Genomic DNA, 14,184 nt, shown 5'->3' with positions numbered 1-14,184 from the left:
CGATGCAACTGGTCTCGGTCGATGTCGGGGGCACGCATGCCCGTTTTGCGATTGCCGAAATTGCCGATGGCAAAGTCACCCATCTCGGCGAGGCGGTCACGCTGAAAACCGCCGATCATGCGAGCTTTCAACTGGCGTGGCAGGAGTTTGCGCGGCAGAACGGCGGTACGGTGCCGCGCGCAGTGGCCATGTCGGTGGCAGGGCCGGTGGGCGGCGAGGTGATCCGGTTCACCAACAATCCCTGGATCATCCGCCCCGCGCTGATCACCGAAAAGCTCGATGTGGATCGCTACATCGTGGTCAACGACTTCGCCGCGGTCGCGCATGCAGTGGCACAGGCCGACGACGCGCATTTCATTCACGTCAGCGGCCCCGACAGCCCGTTGCCACAGGAAGGCGCGATCAGCGTCGTCGGCCCGGGCACTGGCCTGGGCGTCGCGATCCTGCTGCGGCAGGCGCATGGCTATATGGTGCAGCCGACCGAGGGCGGCCATGTCGATTTTGCGCCGCTGGATAGCATCGAGGATCAGCTGCTTGCGCGCCTGCGCCAGCGCCACCGCCGCGTGTCGGCGGAGCGCGTTGTCGCCGGGCCCGGCATCGTCGATATTTACGAAACGCTGGCCACGATCGAGGGCCATGCGATCACCCACCGCGATGACATGGCGCTATGGGCGGCGGGCATGGATGGCAGCGATCCGCTGGCGGCGGCGGCGGTCGATCGGTTCTGCCTGTCGTTGGGCAGTGTGGCCGGTGATCTGGCTTTGGCGCATGGCGCAAAGGCGCTGGTGCTGGCCGGTGGACTGGGTTTTCGCATCCGCGACACGCTGGTCGCCTCGGGCTTTGCCCAGCGGTTTCAGGCCAAGGGGCGCTTCGAAGGGGCGATGGCCGCACTGCCGGTCAAGCTGATAACGCATCCGCAGCCGGGCCTGTTTGGCGCGGCGGCGGCCTTTGCCCAGGCCAACCGGGATAGCTGAATCCGGCTTGCGAAAATCCCGGTGAGCCGATAGCTGCGTTAATTGAACGATTAACAACGGGAGAGCGCCGCGTGAGTTTCGAAACCATCCGCCTGGAACGCATGGGGCCGGTTGCCAAGATCGTGCTCGATCGCCCCGACCGGCTGAACGCCATGCCGCCGTCGATGGCGATCGAGATCGGCGACGCGCTGGCGCAGATCGGCGATGCGCGTGCGGTGCTGCTGACCGGAGAGGGCCGCGCGTTCTGTTCGGGCGCCGATCTGGCGGCGCAGGGCGAACGCAGCATTGCGGGCGGTGCGGGCAGTTACAAGGCGCTGACCGAAGCGTACAATCCGCTGATCCAGAAAATGGCGCGGCTGGCAGTACCCGTCGTGGTTGCGGTCAATGGCGCGGCGGCGGGCATCGGCTGCTCGCTCGCGCTGACAGGGGACTTCGTTCTCGCGGCCAAAAGCGCGTATTTCCTGCAGGCGTTCGTCAATATCGGGCTGGTGCCCGATGGCGGGGCCAGCTGGGTCATCGCGCGCCTGGTTGGCAAGGCGCGCGCGACGCAGATGATGATGCTGGGGGAACGGATCGGCGCGGAGCAGGCGGCGGACTGGGGTTTGATCTACAAGGCGGTCGATGACGACCTGTTGGCAGATGAAGCGCTCGCACTGGCCACGCGGCTGGCCAACGGACCGACCGTGGCGATTGGCACGATGCGCCGGAATATCGCGCTTGCCCTCGAATCCGATCTTGCGACCGCGCTGATGGTGGAAGCCGAAGGCCAGCGCCAGGCCGGCGACAGCACCGATGCCGCCGAAGGCGTGCAGGCGTTCATGGAAAAGCGCAAAGCACAGTTCACAGGACAATGATCCTGCCCGGGCCGGGGAGGTCTTAGCGCGCCAGTTCCGCGTCGAGAAAAACCGCGACATCGGCCAGGTCGACATCGTGGGCCAGGAATGTCTGGCCGATGCCGCGCAGCAGCAGGAAGGGCAGGGTACCGGCGTCCATTTTCTTGTCGTGAGTCATATGATCGGCCAGCCGGCGGCCGTCGCAGGCCATGTTCAGCGCAGCCAATGACACGGGCAGGCCGACCGACTGCAGATGCGCGGCGATCCGTTCCGCATCCTGCCCGGCCATCAATCCGCGCCGCACCGAATAGCGCGCGGCCAGGATCATGCCCAGGCCGACACCTTCGCCATGCAGCAACCGGTCGGAAAACCCGGTCTGCGCCTCCAGCGCATGGCCGAACGTATGCCCCAGATTGAGCAGCGCGCGCACGCCCGTAAGCTCTTTTTCGTCCGCCGCCACGATCCGCGCCTTGGCGGCGACGCTGTGCGCGATGGCATGCGCGCGCGCCTGCGCATCGCCCGCGATCAGTTTCGCGCCATGCGCTTCGCACCAGCCAAAAAAGTCCGGATCGTCGATCAACCCGTATTTGACCACTTCGGCATATCCGGCGCGTGTTTCGCGCAGTGGCAGCGTGTCCAGCGCATCGGGATCGGCCAGCACCAGCGCGGGCTGGTGGAACGCGCCGACCAGGTTCTTGCCCGCCGCGGTGTTGATCGCAGTCTTGCCCCCGACGCTCGAATCGACTTGCGCCAGCAAAGTGGTCGGGATCTGGATGAAGCCGCAGCCACGCTTGACCATCGAGGCGGCAAAGCCGACCAGATCGCCGATCACGCCGCCGCCCAGCGCAATCACCCGGTCGCGCCGTTCGACATCGTGCGCGATCAGGAAATCGACCACCTGCGCCAGATGCGTCCACGACTTGGTCGCTTCGCCCGGCGGCAGGATCAGCCACACGCCGGTGAGCCCGACCGCGCCGAGCGCTGTATCGAGCCGCGCCTGCCAGTGCGTGGCAACATGCGCGTCGGTGACGATCGCCACGCTGTCCTTGCGCACGAACGGGCGCACATGTTCGCCGGCACGATCGATCACACCGGGCGCGATCACCACGTCATACGGTGCGCCTGCAACATCGACCGCGATACGGGCAAATTCGGCGGTCATAGCCATGCGTCGACTGCTTTCAGGATCTTGTGCGCGGTCACCAGGTGGGGTTGGTGGCCGCTGATGACATGGATCGGCGCATGGCGATAATGCGGCGTGCGTTCTTCGCGCAGGGTCGTCAAAATCGTGCGCGGATCGCCGCCGCGCAACAGCGGCCGGCTGTCCTTGCGCCCGACCCGTTCGACCAGGATATCGATATCGGTGTCGATCCACACCGTTGCCGAGCGGTCAAGCAGCAACGCGCGCGTCAGCGGATCGACAAAGGCGCCGCCGCCGGTCGCCAGCACTTTGCGCGCAGGCGTCTGGTCGCCGACCAGCCGGGCGATCACGCGGCGTTCGCCATCGCGGAAATGCTCCTCGCCATAATGCGCAAAGATTTCGGCGACCGACATATGAGCGGCGCGTTCGATTTCCTCGTCCGCGTCGATGAACGGCACGCTCAGCAGGCTGGCCAGTTTGCGCCCGACCGTGGTCTTGCCCACACCCATCATGCCCACCAGCACGATCGTGCGATCGAGCCGCCGCGCGATCCGCTGAATTTCGGCGTGAGAGAGGGTGTCGTGCTCCATTGCGGGGCCGGCTATAACTAGGCTAGGGCCAAGCGCAAGCCGACCGGAACAGGTCGAAGACATTGACGCGGACCAGGCGTCGCAATGAGCAGGTGGTGCGTGGAAAAAAAGCCGGTCCGCAAGACACGTATGGCAAAACTTGCGATAGCACTGGCATGTGGCTTTGTGATCGCGTTGATGGTGGCAATTGTGGTGGTGGCATGGATCAAAGGCGGCGTGCAGCCGGGACACATGGTGGAAATTCCGGTCAATCCGGCCAGCTTGCCCGCAGGCGGAGCATGATGATGCGCCATCGTTCGACGACGTTGACCGCGATCGGCCTCGTGCTTGCGATCGGCCTGACCGGCGTGCTCGCCGCGCAGGAATCGCTGTTGCCGCCCGGCTTTGAAGACCACGCTGCACCGCGCACCCGCCCGACCCCGCCGCCGCGTCCGCCCCGCGCGCCGGCCGCCCCGCGTGCCGCAGCGACCCCCGCAGCGACGCATACCGCCGCTGCTGCGCCAGTGAGGGCTACGCCTGCGCCGCTGGCGAGCGGAGCACTGTTGCCCGAAGACACCGCAGTCACCGCCGGTGCCGGCGCACCCACGCCCGCCGCGCGGGCCGAGGTTTCCGATCCGATCGACCAGCTGCCTGGCGGGGTGATCGATCAGCTGGTGCAGACCGCTGCGCCCAAATTCGACATCCCGCCCGAAGCGCAGCGCAGCCTCGATCGTGTCGGTCCGATCGCCGAACAGGATGGCGGATTGCCGTCGATTTCCACGCATTATCTCAGCGGTGACTATGTCGCCGGCCTGCTGACCAAGCTGCAGGGCCCGCTGGTTTCGCGCTGGGGGCACATCCTGCTGCGCCGCGCGCTGATGAGCCGGCTCGACACGCCGGTCGGGATGAACGGCGCGGATTGGGCGGCGCTTCGCTCCGCACTGCTGCTCCGCATGGGAGAGGCGGATGCGGCACGGCTGCTCGTCCAGGAAGTCGACAGCGGGTTTTACACCCGCCAGCTCGAAGACACCGCGATGGCGACGTACCTGGCGACCGCCGATCCGGTCGGGCTGTGCCCGATCGACGCGCTGACCGCGGCGGCGCATCCGGGGTGGGACTGGGATCTGTCGCGCTCGATCTGCCTGGCGTTCAATGGCAGCGAGGGTTCGCCCGCGCTGGCGCAGCTCGATCGCATGATGCGGCGCGGTGCGGCGGCCAAGATCGACATCCTGCTGGCGGAAAAATTCGCAGGCGCCGCCAACACCACGCATCGCGCGGTCACGATCGAATGGGCCGATGTCGATGACATGACCCCGTGGCGCACGGGCCTGGCATTTGCCACCGGGCTGGAACCGCCCGACACATTGCGCCGCAAGGACTGGACCAGCTATGCGCTGGTCGCAACGCGCGCGCCGATGCTGGGACTGGGCTCGCGCGCGGCGGCTGCCGACGTAAGCGCGGGCGCGGGCGTATTGTCGAGCGCGGCGATGGTCGATCTGTATGCGCAGATCGCTGCCTTGCCCGAGACGGATACGACCTGGGGCCCGCTCGCCACGCAATTGCACAATGCCTATGTCGCGGCCGATGCCGGCGACCGGTTGAGCGCGATCAAGGCGCTGTGGGGCGATGCCAGCGATCCGGTGCGGCAGATGTCGCGCCAGGTGCTGACCGCGTATGCCGCCGCACGGATCGAGCCGGCTGCGGCGTATGACAGCGATGCCGCGGCGTTGATCTCCTCGATGATGAACGCGGGGCTCGATAACAACGCGGTGCGCTGGGCGCCGGTGGTGGCCGTGGGCAGCCAGGCGTGGGGCATTCTGGCGGTTGGCGCGCCGGCAAAATTGTCCGCCGTGGGCGCCGACGCGCTGTCTTCGTTCAAATCGGGCGACAACAGTGAGGCCACGTTGCGTTCGGGGCTGCTGCTTGCCGGGCTGATGGGCCTGGGGCGCATCGATGCAAAGGGCGCGCAGGATTTCGCAGGCAAGCTCGATATCAATATCGAGCGCAAGAGCCGCTGGAGCAATGCGATCGATTCTGCCGCGCGGTCGCACAATTCCGCGCTGGTGGTGATGCTGGCGGCCTACGGCATGCAGGGGTCTGACTGGCACCGGATGACTCCGATGCATCTGTATCACATCATCGGCGCGCTGCGCGAAGTCGGGCTGGATGCAGAGGCGCGGATGATCGCGGCCGAGGCGGTTGCGCGCGCCTGATGACAGCGGCGCGATCGGCCAACCAGGACGCGATCGCTGCTTTTCTTGCGATGCTCGCTGCAGAGCGCGGTGCGGCTGCCAACACCCTTGACGCTTATCGGCGTGATCTGAACGGTGCGGCGGATCTGATCGGCGATCTGGTTGGGGCAGACCGTGCGGCGCTGGCGGGCCTGGGCGAGGCCTGGGCGGAGCTGGCGCCGGCGAGCCTGGCACGCAAGGCTTCGGCTTTGCGGCAGTTTTATGCGTTTCTGGTTGATGATGGCCGCCGGGATGATGATCCGGGCGACGCTCTGCCACGGTTGCGACCGCGTCGGCCCTTGCCCCGGTTGCTATCGCATGCCGATATCGCGGCCCTGTTCGCCGCGGCAGAGGCCGATGCCGCGACCGGCGATTCTGCTGCGATCCGCATGCTGGCGCTGGTCGAAATGCTGTATGGTTCGGGTTTGCGCGCGACCGAGCTGGTCTCGCTGTCCATGGTTGCAGTGGCACGCGACGCGCCCTTGCTGATGATCACGGGCAAAGGCGGGCAGCAGCGGATGGTGCCGATCGGCGAACGCGCACGGGCGGCCCTGAACACCTGGCTGCGCATGCGGCCCGCCGGCGGGCGCCATGTGTTTCCATCGCCGCGCGGTGGGCATCTGACGCGGGTTCGCCTGTTTCAGCTGTTGCGCGACCTGGCGTTGCGCGCGGGGCTCGATCCCGAACGCGTCAGCCCGCACGTGCTGCGTCATGCCTTTGCCACGCATCTGCTGGAGGGCGGGGCAGATTTGCGCGTGCTGCAGATATTGCTTGGCCATGCGGATATCGCGACGACGCAGATCTATACGCATGTCGATGGCGCGCGACTGGTGGATCTGGTCAACAAGCGGCATCCGCTCGCAGGCGTTGCGGTAAAACCTGCCTGTTGACCAAATCCGCGCGGATGCCTAGCGCTGGACCGATGATTTCCTATCTCGAATTCGAAAAGCCGATTGCCGCGCTCGAGGCGCGTATCGCCGAATTGCGCGAAACCGCCGAGGCGGCAGATTTTGCCGGCAATCTCGACATCACCACAGAGATCCGCAAGCTGGAGGGCAAGGCCGGCGAGCTGCTGGCGCAGACTTATCGCAATCTGACACCGTGGCAGAAAACACAAGTCGCGCGGCATCCGGCGCGCCCGCATTTTCGCGATTATGTCGCGCATGCGTTCGGTGATTTCATGCCGTTGGGCGGCGATCGCACCTTTGGCGAGGATCACGCGATCGTCGGCGGGTTTGCGCGTCTTGGCGACCGCCGGGTGATGCTGATCGGGCACGAAAAAGGGTACGATACGCAAAGCCGGATCCGCCACAACTTTGGCATGGGCAAGCCGGAAGGGTACCGCAAGGCGGTGCGCCTGATGGAAATGGCGAGCCGGTTCGGCCTGCCGGTTGTCACGCTGGTCGATACGTCGGGCGCATTTCCCGGGGTCGAGGCCGAAGAACGCGGCCAGGCCGAGGCGATCGCGCGATCGACCCAGGCATGCCTGGCGCTGGGCGTGCCGATGGTTGCGGCTATCGTGGGCGAGGGCGGCTCTGGCGGGGCGGTCGCGCTGGCCAGCGCCGAGCGCGTGCTGATGTTGGAAAACGCGGTGTATTCGGTGATTTCGCCCGAAGGGTGTGCGTCGATCCTGTGGCGCACATCGGCCAAGGCGGCCGATGCCGCCGAAGCGATGAAAGTGACTGCCCAGGACCTGCTGCAACTGGGCGTGATCGATCGCATCGTGCCGGAACCGATCGGTGGCGCGCATCGCAATCCCGGTGCGATGACGGCGACGCTGGGTCACGCGATCGGCGAGGAACTGGATGCGCTGGCAGGCAAGACACCGGCTGCGCTGCGGACCTTGCGAGAAGACCGGTTTTTGCGGATTGGTGCTTAGCCATTGTGACCGACGAAAGACGCTGCGATGGGCCAAAATCGGCTCCGTCACGGTGGGTCAATCTAACGTCATCACGCTCTAGCTTCCGCCCTTTACGCCGCCACCACTCTTATCGTGATGCCGGGCCTGAACAGGTCAGTGCTTGCTGTTGGCGTCGGTCGTATAGCCATTCACGATCTGGTACAGAATGATCAGCTGATTGGTGAATGATTGCATGCCGACGATGATCGATAACGAAATTATGCCGATGATCAGGCCGTATTCGACAGCCGTCGCCCCGGACGTATCGTGCAGCAACCGTCTCGCCAAGTTCCGCACGTATGTCCCCGATCCTTTAACACAGTCTTCACCTACGCCATCGCGCTTAACAATTCGTTAGTAATACCCTTGGTGGAGCGCATTATGGCCGACGAACACCCTTGTGCCGGGCCAGCGTTGCTCGTCGTTGCAGCCGCGCTGATCGATCGCCGGGACCACGTTCTGTTGCAGCAACGCCCCGCCGGAAAGCACCATGGCGGGCTGTGGGAATTTCCGGGCGGTAAAGTCGAGCCGGGCGAGGGGCCGCTGGCCGCGCTGGCGCGCGAATTGCGCGAGGAGCTGGGCATCGACGTCGCGCCGGGGGACTGCACGCCGCTGGGCTTCGCCGCGAGCGAAGACGGGCGGGCGGTCGTCCTGCTACTGTATGCGTGCCGGGTATGGGCAGGCGATGCTGCCAGCCGGGAGGGCGGCGCGGTGGTGTGGTGCGCGCCCGACCGTCTGCTCGATCGGCCGATGCCCCCGCTCGACATACCCCTGGCGCAGATGGTCGCGCGGATGTCACGCGCCATTCCGAAGTGACAATTATGGCTTGCCAAGCCCTGCGGCGCCACCTAAGTGCGCGTCTCCCTGGCGCCCATAGCTCAGCTGGATAGAGCATCAGACTACGAATCTGAGGGTCGGACGTTCGAATCGTTCTGGGCGCACCATTCTCCTGTATCAGCGGGAGACCTGACGGGAAATCTGCCCGATACACGGCAGACTGAAATGGCTTTTGCGCCCATAGCTCAGCTGGATAGAGCATCAGACTACGAATCTGAGGGTCGGACGTTCGAATCGTTCTGGGCGCACCATTTCCCGCATATCGACAAGCCTGGTTCGATGTTGGCATCGCTTGATTACATGCGCGACGCTCTGCGGGGTTTGCCGCAAGAACATACGATTTGCCTGACCTTATCGCCTGATAGGTTACGGCTGTTGGTTAAAGCGGTTAATACCGCGAATAGCTATCCGTCAGGCGCGCATCGCGCCTGTTGCGCATTGCGCCGCACGCTTTGTTGGTCTTATAGCGTCGGCACACGTCCGGCAGGCCATCGGCGCTTGTGCGGACCAGTCAGCGGTTGCCACACAAAAGGAACTCCTCACCTTGGCCAAACCTGTGCGGGCCCGTGCCCCCCGATCCAGCGCCGCAAACGCGCCTGCAAAACCGGCCAGCGAAGCTGCAGTCATCGCCCAGGTGATCGATGCCGAAACCATCGCCGGCGAAGACGAAGCGGTGTTTGCACTGCGCAGCCTGCAACAGGCGCATGCCAACAACAGGCAGTACGAGGCGAGCGACGCCGAGCTGCTCCAATTCTATGAACAGATGGTCCTGATCCGCCGGTTCGAGGAACGCGCCGGGCAATTGTATGGCCTCGGGTTGATCGGTGGGTTCTGCCATCTGTATATCGGGCAGGAAGCTGTCGCAGTCGGGGTGCAATCGGCGCTGAAAAGCGGGCACGACAGCGTGATCACCGGCTATCGCGACCACGGGCACATGCTGGCCTATGGCATCGATCCCAAAGTGATCATGGCCGAACTGACCGGGCGCGGTGCGGGGATCTCGCACGGCAAGGGCGGTTCGATGCACATGTTTTCGACCGAGCACAAATTCTATGGCGGCCATGGTATCGTCGGCGCGCAAGTGCCGCTGGGCGCCGGGCTGGCGTTCGGCCACAAGTATCGCGGCGATGGCGGCGTGTGCATCGCTTATTTCGGCGATGGCGCGGCGAACCAGGGCCAGGTCTACGAAACCTTCAACATGGCGGCGCTGTGGAAGCTGCCGATCATTTTCGTGGTTGAAAACAACGGTTATGCGATGGGCACTGCGGTCAGCCGGGGCTCGGCCGAGACGCATTTCTATCGTCGTGGCACCGCGTTCCGCATCCCCGGCATGGATGTGAACGGCATGGACGTGCTCGAAGTGCGGCAGGCGACCGAAGTTGCGCTCGATTTCGTGCGCGCGGGCAATGGCCCCGTGTTGATGGAGCTGAAAACCTATCGCTATCGCGGGCATTCGATGTCCGACCCGGCGAAATACCGCACGCGCGAGGAAGTGCAGGACATGCGCGACCATCACGACCCGATCGAGGCGGCAAAGCAGGAACTGCTGAAGCGCGGCGTCAGCGAAGACAAGATGAAGGAGATCGACAAGTCGATCCGCGCAGTCGTGGCCGCGGCCGCAGATTTTGCCGAAAACTCCCCCGAACCGGCTCCGGCCGAACTGTACACCGACGTGCTGGTGGAAACGTACTGATATGGCGATCGATCTCAAAATGCCCGCGCTGTCCCCCACCATGGAGGAAGGCACGCTTGCCAAATGGCTGGTCAAGCCCGGCGATTCGGTGAAATCGGGCGACATTCTCGCCGAGATCGAAACCGACAAGGCGACGATGGAATTCGAAGCCGTCGACGAAGGCGTGGTCGGCGAACTGTTGATCGCGGCGGGAACCGAAGGGGTTAAGGTCGGCACCGTGATCGCAACGCTGCAAGGCGATGACGAGGAAGCGCCGGTAACGGCAGCTGCGCCCGAGCCGGTCGCGAAACCGGAACCCGTTGTTGAAAAGCCCGCCCCGGTGGCAAAGGCGCCTGCGCCTGCCGCCGCCGAAGTGCCCGCAGGCACTGCGATGATTTCCACCACTGTGCGCGAGGCACTGCGCGATGCGATGGCCGAGGAAATGCGCGCCGATGATCGCGTTTTCGTGATGGGCGAGGAAGTCGCGCAGTACCAGGGCGCGTACAAGGTCACGCAAGGGCTTCTGGAAGAATTTGGCGAACGGCGGGTAATCGACACGCCGATTACCGAATATGGCTTCGCCGGGATCGGTACCGGCGCCGCGATGGGCGGGCTGCGCCCGATCGTCGAATTCATGACCTTCAACTTCGCGATGCAGGCGATCGACCACATCATCAATTCGGCGGCCAAGACCAATTACATGTCGGGCGGCCAGATGCGCTGCCCGATCGTGTTTCGCGGCCCCAACGGCGCGGCCTCACGCGTTGGCGCGCAGCACAGCCAGAACTATGGCCCGTGGTACGCCTCGGTTCCCGGCCTGATCGTGATCGCGCCGTACGATGCCGCCGATGCCAAGGGCCTGCTGAAAGCCGCCATCCGCAGCGAAGACCCGGTGGTGTTCCTGGAAAACGAGCTGGTCTATGGCCGCAGCTTTGACGTGCCGCATGGCGATGACAATGTCCTGCCGATCGGCAAGGCGCGGATCGTGCGGGCTGGCAAGGATGTGACGATCGTCACCTATTCGATCGGCGTGGGCATGGCGCTGGAAGCCGCGGCAACTTTGGCCGAAGAAGGGATCGACGCCGAAATCGTCGATCTGCGCACGCTGCGCCCGCTCGACAAGGCCACCGTGCTGGAAAGCCTGTCGCGCACCAACCGCATGATCGTGGCCGAAGAAGGCTTTCCGGTGTGTTCGATCGCGTCGGAAATCATCGCGATCGCGATGGACGAAGGGTTCGACGATCTCGATGCGCCGGTGCTGCGCGTGTGCAACGAGGATGTGCCGTTGCCCTATGCCGCCAATCTGGAAAAGATCGCGCTGATCAATGCCGCCAAGATCGCCGACGCGGTGCGCAAGGTCTGCAATCGCTAATCCACCGCCTTCGTTGCATGATATTGCGGACGAATGGCTGACGCCGCCCGAGCGCCTGGCCATCGCCTATGCGCCGCGCGCGCTGCGCCCGGCGTGGACGGGGTTACTGGCGCTTGACCGCAGGCTTGCCGATGCGGCGAAGACCGGGCGCGAGCCGATCATGATCCAGCTGCGCCTGGCGTGGTGGCGTGATCGCCTGGCCGAGCCGGCAGCTGACCGGCCGGCGGGCGAACCGTTGCTCGCGATATTGGTGGCCTGGGATGACGAACGCGCGGCGCTTGGCGCGATGGTCGATGGTTGGGAAGCGCAAGTTGTGGGCGAAGATGGCGGTGCGGCGCTCGATCTGGCACGTGCGGGAGCGATCGTGGCGCTGGCGCGGATGGCGGGCGTGGCGGAAACGCCCGCGCTGACAGCATTGGCGACCGATTGGGCGCATGGTCACGGTTTCCGTGGTGCAGACTTGCCCCGCGCACTGCGCCCGCTCCTGCTCATCGACCATTTCGACCACGCCGGCGAGAAACCCCCATGGCGCGTCATGATTGGCGCCATGCGCAAGGGCTGGCTCGGCCGCTAAAACCTCCCCGGGACGGGGAGGGGGACCACACGAAGTTGTGGTGGAGGGGCCGTGCCCCACGCGATACCCTTGCGTAAACGCGCCGTTTCAACAGCGCCCCACTCGACCTGATCCCCATGAGGCACCGCCCCTCCACCACTGCTTCGCGTGGTCCCCCTCCCCGTTCCGGGGAGGATGTCCGGTCGCGCCAAATCGGCATGATCTTGATCTCGCCACGCGCCATGCCGGGGCTTACGCAAGGCACCATGAACAGGATCGTGATCGGGGCGCTGGGCGCGTTGTTGCTGGTGGCGGCGGGGATTTTCTGGTGGCAGGGGCGCGCGGCGTCCGATGCGCCGCAGGGCCCGCATCTGGCGCTGGCGACGCCAAAGGCGGGCGCCAGCGACGAGCCTTTGCCCGAATCCGATGCGGGCGATGCGACCGGGCCCGATCTTCCCGGTGTGCCCGAGGCGACCAAGGAGCAGAAGCGCTTCGACCGGCTCGACCGCAATCACGACAACAAGATCACGATGTCCGAAATGCTGGCGCACAAGGCGCGCGCATTTCGCAAGCTCGACGTCGACGGCAACAATCTGCTGACGTTCGACGAATGGTCGGTCAAGGCGATCAACAAGTTCAAGGCGGCCGACAAGAACGGCAGCGGCTATCTGACTCGCGATGAATTTGCCGCAACCAAGGCCAAGCCGCGCAAGCCGTCGTGCAAATGCAACGCCAAGCCAAAGCCCGAACCGGACGAGGCTACGCCGGAGCAGTGATCCGCTGATCGGTCAACCACGGCGCCAGATCGGCCTTGGCGCGCGAGGTATACCCTTCCTTGCGCTGCTTCTTCTTGACCGAGGCGTCGAGCGGCGGGAACAGCCCGAAGTTTACATTCATCGGCTGATAGGTTTCGATTTCGGCATCGCCGGTCACGTGCGCGAGCAGCGCGCCGAGCGCACTGGTCCGCGGCGGTGTGGTCCATGGCCGCCCGCCAAGCTCTGCCGCTGTCATCAGGCCTGCCAGCAGGCCGATCGCGGCGCTTTCGACATAGCCTTCGCACCCCGTGATCTGGCCGGCGAAGCGCACGCGCGGATCGTTGTGCAGCCGCAACTGGCGGTCGAGCACTTTGGGCGACTGAATGAATGTGTTGCGATGCAGCCCGCCCAGGCGGGCGAATTCGGCATTCTGCAACCCGGGAATCGTGCGAAACAGCCGGACCTGTTCGGCATGTTTGAGCTTGGTCTGAAATCCGACGATATTCCACAATGTGCCCAGCTTGTTGTCCTGGCGCAATTGCACGACCGCATGCGGCCAGCGGCCGGTGCGCGGATTGTCGAGCCCGACCGGCTTCATCGGGCCGAAGCGCAAGGTATCGAGCCCGCGCGACGCTGCGACTTCGATCGGCATGCACCCTTCGAAATAGGGGGTGTTGGCCTCCCATTCGCGGAATTCGGTCTTTTCGCCCGTCATCAGCCCCTCGTGAAACGCGACGTACTGGTCGCGGTCCATCGGGCAATTGATGTAATCCGCCTCACCCTTGTCCCAGCGCGAGGCTTTCCAGCAGATGTCCATATCGATGCTGTCGTGGTGCACGATCGGCGCAATCGCATCGAAGAATGCCAGTGCATCGGCACCGGTCGCCGCACCGATTGCGCCCGCCAGCGCCGGCGCGGTAAGCGGGCCGGTGGCGATGATCACCGGACCCTCGGGCGGTATCGTATCGATCCGTTCGCGCACGACCTCGAGCGTGGGCAGGCTGGCCAGTGCATCCTCGACCGCAGCGGAGAACACGTCGCGATCGACCGCCAATGCCGATCCTGCCGGCACTTGCGCGCGGGCGGCGGCAGCCATGATCAGGCTGTCGCAATTGCGCATTTCGTGGTGGAGCAGCCCGACGGCATTGCTGACATGATCGTCGGAGCGGAACGAGTTTGAACAGACCAGTTCAGCAAGGCCTGCGCCCTGGTGCGCAGGCGACATATCGCCCCCACCACGCATTTCGGACAGGCGCACATGCACCCCGCGCCGTGCCAGCTGCCACGCAGCCTCAGTGCCGGCCATGCCGCCGCCGATGATGTGTACCTGATGTTTCATAAGCTGCG

Annotated in this window: 15 protein-coding genes and 2 tRNA genes; 13 read left to right on the top strand and 4 right to left on the bottom strand. The window is 65.0% G+C overall.

The features are described 5' to 3' along the window. The first annotated feature begins 2 nt into the window (after positions 1 to 2). Together ACOOE2_RS10545 and ACOOE2_RS10540 are read left to right on the top strand one after the other, a co-directional pair. Positions 3 to 974 (top strand): glucokinase, encoded by a 972-nt coding sequence (locus tag ACOOE2_RS10545; protein ID WP_420382960.1) that lies wholly within the window; start codon positions 3 to 5, stop codon positions 972 to 974. A gap of 71 nt (positions 975 to 1,045) precedes the next feature. Continuing rightward, a complete protein-coding gene (locus ACOOE2_RS10540; protein ID WP_420382959.1) occupies positions 1,046 to 1,828 on the top strand; it encodes an enoyl-CoA hydratase-related protein in 783 nt (260 codons plus the stop codon). 22 nt (positions 1,829 to 1,850) lie between these two features. Here the strand turns inward: ACOOE2_RS10540 and aroB are convergent, their stop codons facing one another. Beyond that, positions 1,851 to 2,975, bottom strand: coding sequence for a 3-dehydroquinate synthase (gene aroB, locus ACOOE2_RS10535; RefSeq protein WP_420382958.1), 1,125 nt, complete (start codon positions 2,973 to 2,975; stop codon positions 1,851 to 1,853). Further along, positions 2,966 to 3,538 (bottom strand): shikimate kinase, encoded by a 573-nt coding sequence (locus tag ACOOE2_RS10530; protein ID WP_420382957.1) that lies wholly within the window; start codon positions 3,536 to 3,538, stop codon positions 2,966 to 2,968. Before ACOOE2_RS10530 ends, aroB begins: the two co-directional genes overlap by 10 nt. A gap of 99 nt (positions 3,539 to 3,637) precedes the next feature. Here ACOOE2_RS10530 and ACOOE2_RS10525 point away from each other — a divergent pair, with 99 nt between their 5' ends. Genes ACOOE2_RS10525 through ACOOE2_RS10510 form a run of 4 tightly spaced genes read left to right on the top strand, consistent with a single transcriptional unit; the run spans position 3,638 to position 7,627 of the window. Then, positions 3,638 to 3,820, top strand: a complete 183-nt coding sequence (locus ACOOE2_RS10525; protein ID WP_420382956.1) for a hypothetical protein — start codon at positions 3,638 to 3,640, stop codon at positions 3,818 to 3,820. Next, the gene (locus ACOOE2_RS10520; RefSeq protein WP_420382955.1) at positions 3,820 to 5,730 is read left to right on the top strand and encodes a hypothetical protein; all 1,911 of its coding nucleotides are present in this window, start codon (positions 3,820 to 3,822) and stop codon (positions 5,728 to 5,730) included. Before ACOOE2_RS10525 ends, ACOOE2_RS10520 begins: the two co-directional genes overlap by 1 nt. Beyond that, complete coding sequence (locus ACOOE2_RS10515) at positions 5,730 to 6,638, top strand: tyrosine recombinase (RefSeq protein ID WP_420382954.1); 909 nt, start codon at positions 5,730 to 5,732, stop codon at positions 6,636 to 6,638. Before ACOOE2_RS10520 ends, ACOOE2_RS10515 begins: the two co-directional genes overlap by 1 nt. A gap of 32 nt (positions 6,639 to 6,670) precedes the next feature. Further along, the gene (locus ACOOE2_RS10510; protein ID WP_420382953.1) at positions 6,671 to 7,627 is read left to right on the top strand and encodes an acetyl-CoA carboxylase carboxyltransferase subunit alpha; all 957 of its coding nucleotides are present in this window, start codon (positions 6,671 to 6,673) and stop codon (positions 7,625 to 7,627) included. Positions 7,628 to 7,762: 135 nt separating this feature from the next. Here the strand turns inward: ACOOE2_RS10510 and ACOOE2_RS10505 are convergent, their stop codons facing one another. Further along, positions 7,763 to 7,945 carry a Flp family type IVb pilin gene (locus tag ACOOE2_RS10505; RefSeq protein ID WP_420382952.1) on the bottom strand — a complete coding sequence of 61 codons (183 nt, stop codon included), beginning with the start codon at positions 7,943 to 7,945 and terminating at the stop codon, positions 7,763 to 7,765. 84 nt (positions 7,946 to 8,029) lie between these two features. Here ACOOE2_RS10505 and ACOOE2_RS10500 point away from each other — a divergent pair, with 84 nt between their 5' ends. From ACOOE2_RS10500 to ACOOE2_RS10470, 7 genes are all read left to right on the top strand, one after another. Next, a complete protein-coding gene (locus ACOOE2_RS10500) occupies positions 8,030 to 8,464 on the top strand; it encodes a (deoxy)nucleoside triphosphate pyrophosphohydrolase (protein ID WP_420382951.1) in 435 nt (144 codons plus the stop codon). A 51-nt stretch (positions 8,465 to 8,515) separates the two neighbouring features. Continuing rightward, positions 8,516 to 8,592, top strand: a tRNA-Arg gene (locus ACOOE2_RS10495). Positions 8,593 to 8,659: 67 nt separating this feature from the next. Beyond that, positions 8,660 to 8,736, top strand: a tRNA-Arg gene (locus ACOOE2_RS10490). Between the two features lie 374 nt (positions 8,737 to 9,110). Beyond that, the gene (gene pdhA, locus ACOOE2_RS10485) at positions 9,111 to 10,178 is read left to right on the top strand and encodes a pyruvate dehydrogenase (acetyl-transferring) E1 component subunit alpha (protein WP_420384592.1); all 1,068 of its coding nucleotides are present in this window, start codon (positions 9,111 to 9,113) and stop codon (positions 10,176 to 10,178) included. Between the two features lies 1 nt (position 10,179). Continuing rightward, positions 10,180 to 11,529 carry a pyruvate dehydrogenase complex E1 component subunit beta gene (locus tag ACOOE2_RS10480; protein WP_420382950.1) on the top strand — a complete coding sequence of 450 codons (1,350 nt, stop codon included), beginning with the start codon at positions 10,180 to 10,182 and terminating at the stop codon, positions 11,527 to 11,529. A gap of 13 nt (positions 11,530 to 11,542) precedes the next feature. Beyond that, the gene (locus tag ACOOE2_RS10475; protein WP_420382949.1) at positions 11,543 to 12,103 is read left to right on the top strand and encodes a hypothetical protein; all 561 of its coding nucleotides are present in this window, start codon (positions 11,543 to 11,545) and stop codon (positions 12,101 to 12,103) included. Between the two features lie 245 nt (positions 12,104 to 12,348). Next, the gene (locus tag ACOOE2_RS10470; protein ID WP_420382948.1) at positions 12,349 to 12,858 is read left to right on the top strand and encodes an EF-hand domain-containing protein; all 510 of its coding nucleotides are present in this window, start codon (positions 12,349 to 12,351) and stop codon (positions 12,856 to 12,858) included. On the opposite strand, the gene trmFO is transcribed toward ACOOE2_RS10470, so the two are convergent. Next, positions 12,842 to 14,176 (bottom strand): methylenetetrahydrofolate--tRNA-(uracil(54)-C(5))-methyltransferase (FADH(2)-oxidizing) TrmFO, encoded by a 1,335-nt coding sequence (gene trmFO / locus ACOOE2_RS10465; protein ID WP_420382947.1) that lies wholly within the window; start codon positions 14,174 to 14,176, stop codon positions 12,842 to 12,844. The two genes, ACOOE2_RS10470 and trmFO, sit on opposite strands and share 17 nt — an antisense overlap. Between the last annotated feature and the right edge of the window lie 8 nt (positions 14,177 to 14,184).

This window comes from Novosphingobium sp., assembly GCF_965214355.1.
Taxonomy (GTDB): domain Bacteria; phylum Pseudomonadota; class Alphaproteobacteria; order Sphingomonadales; family Sphingomonadaceae; genus Novosphingobium.
Note: the sequence above shows the minus strand (reverse complement) of the source record. Positions and strands in the feature narration are given on the sequence as shown.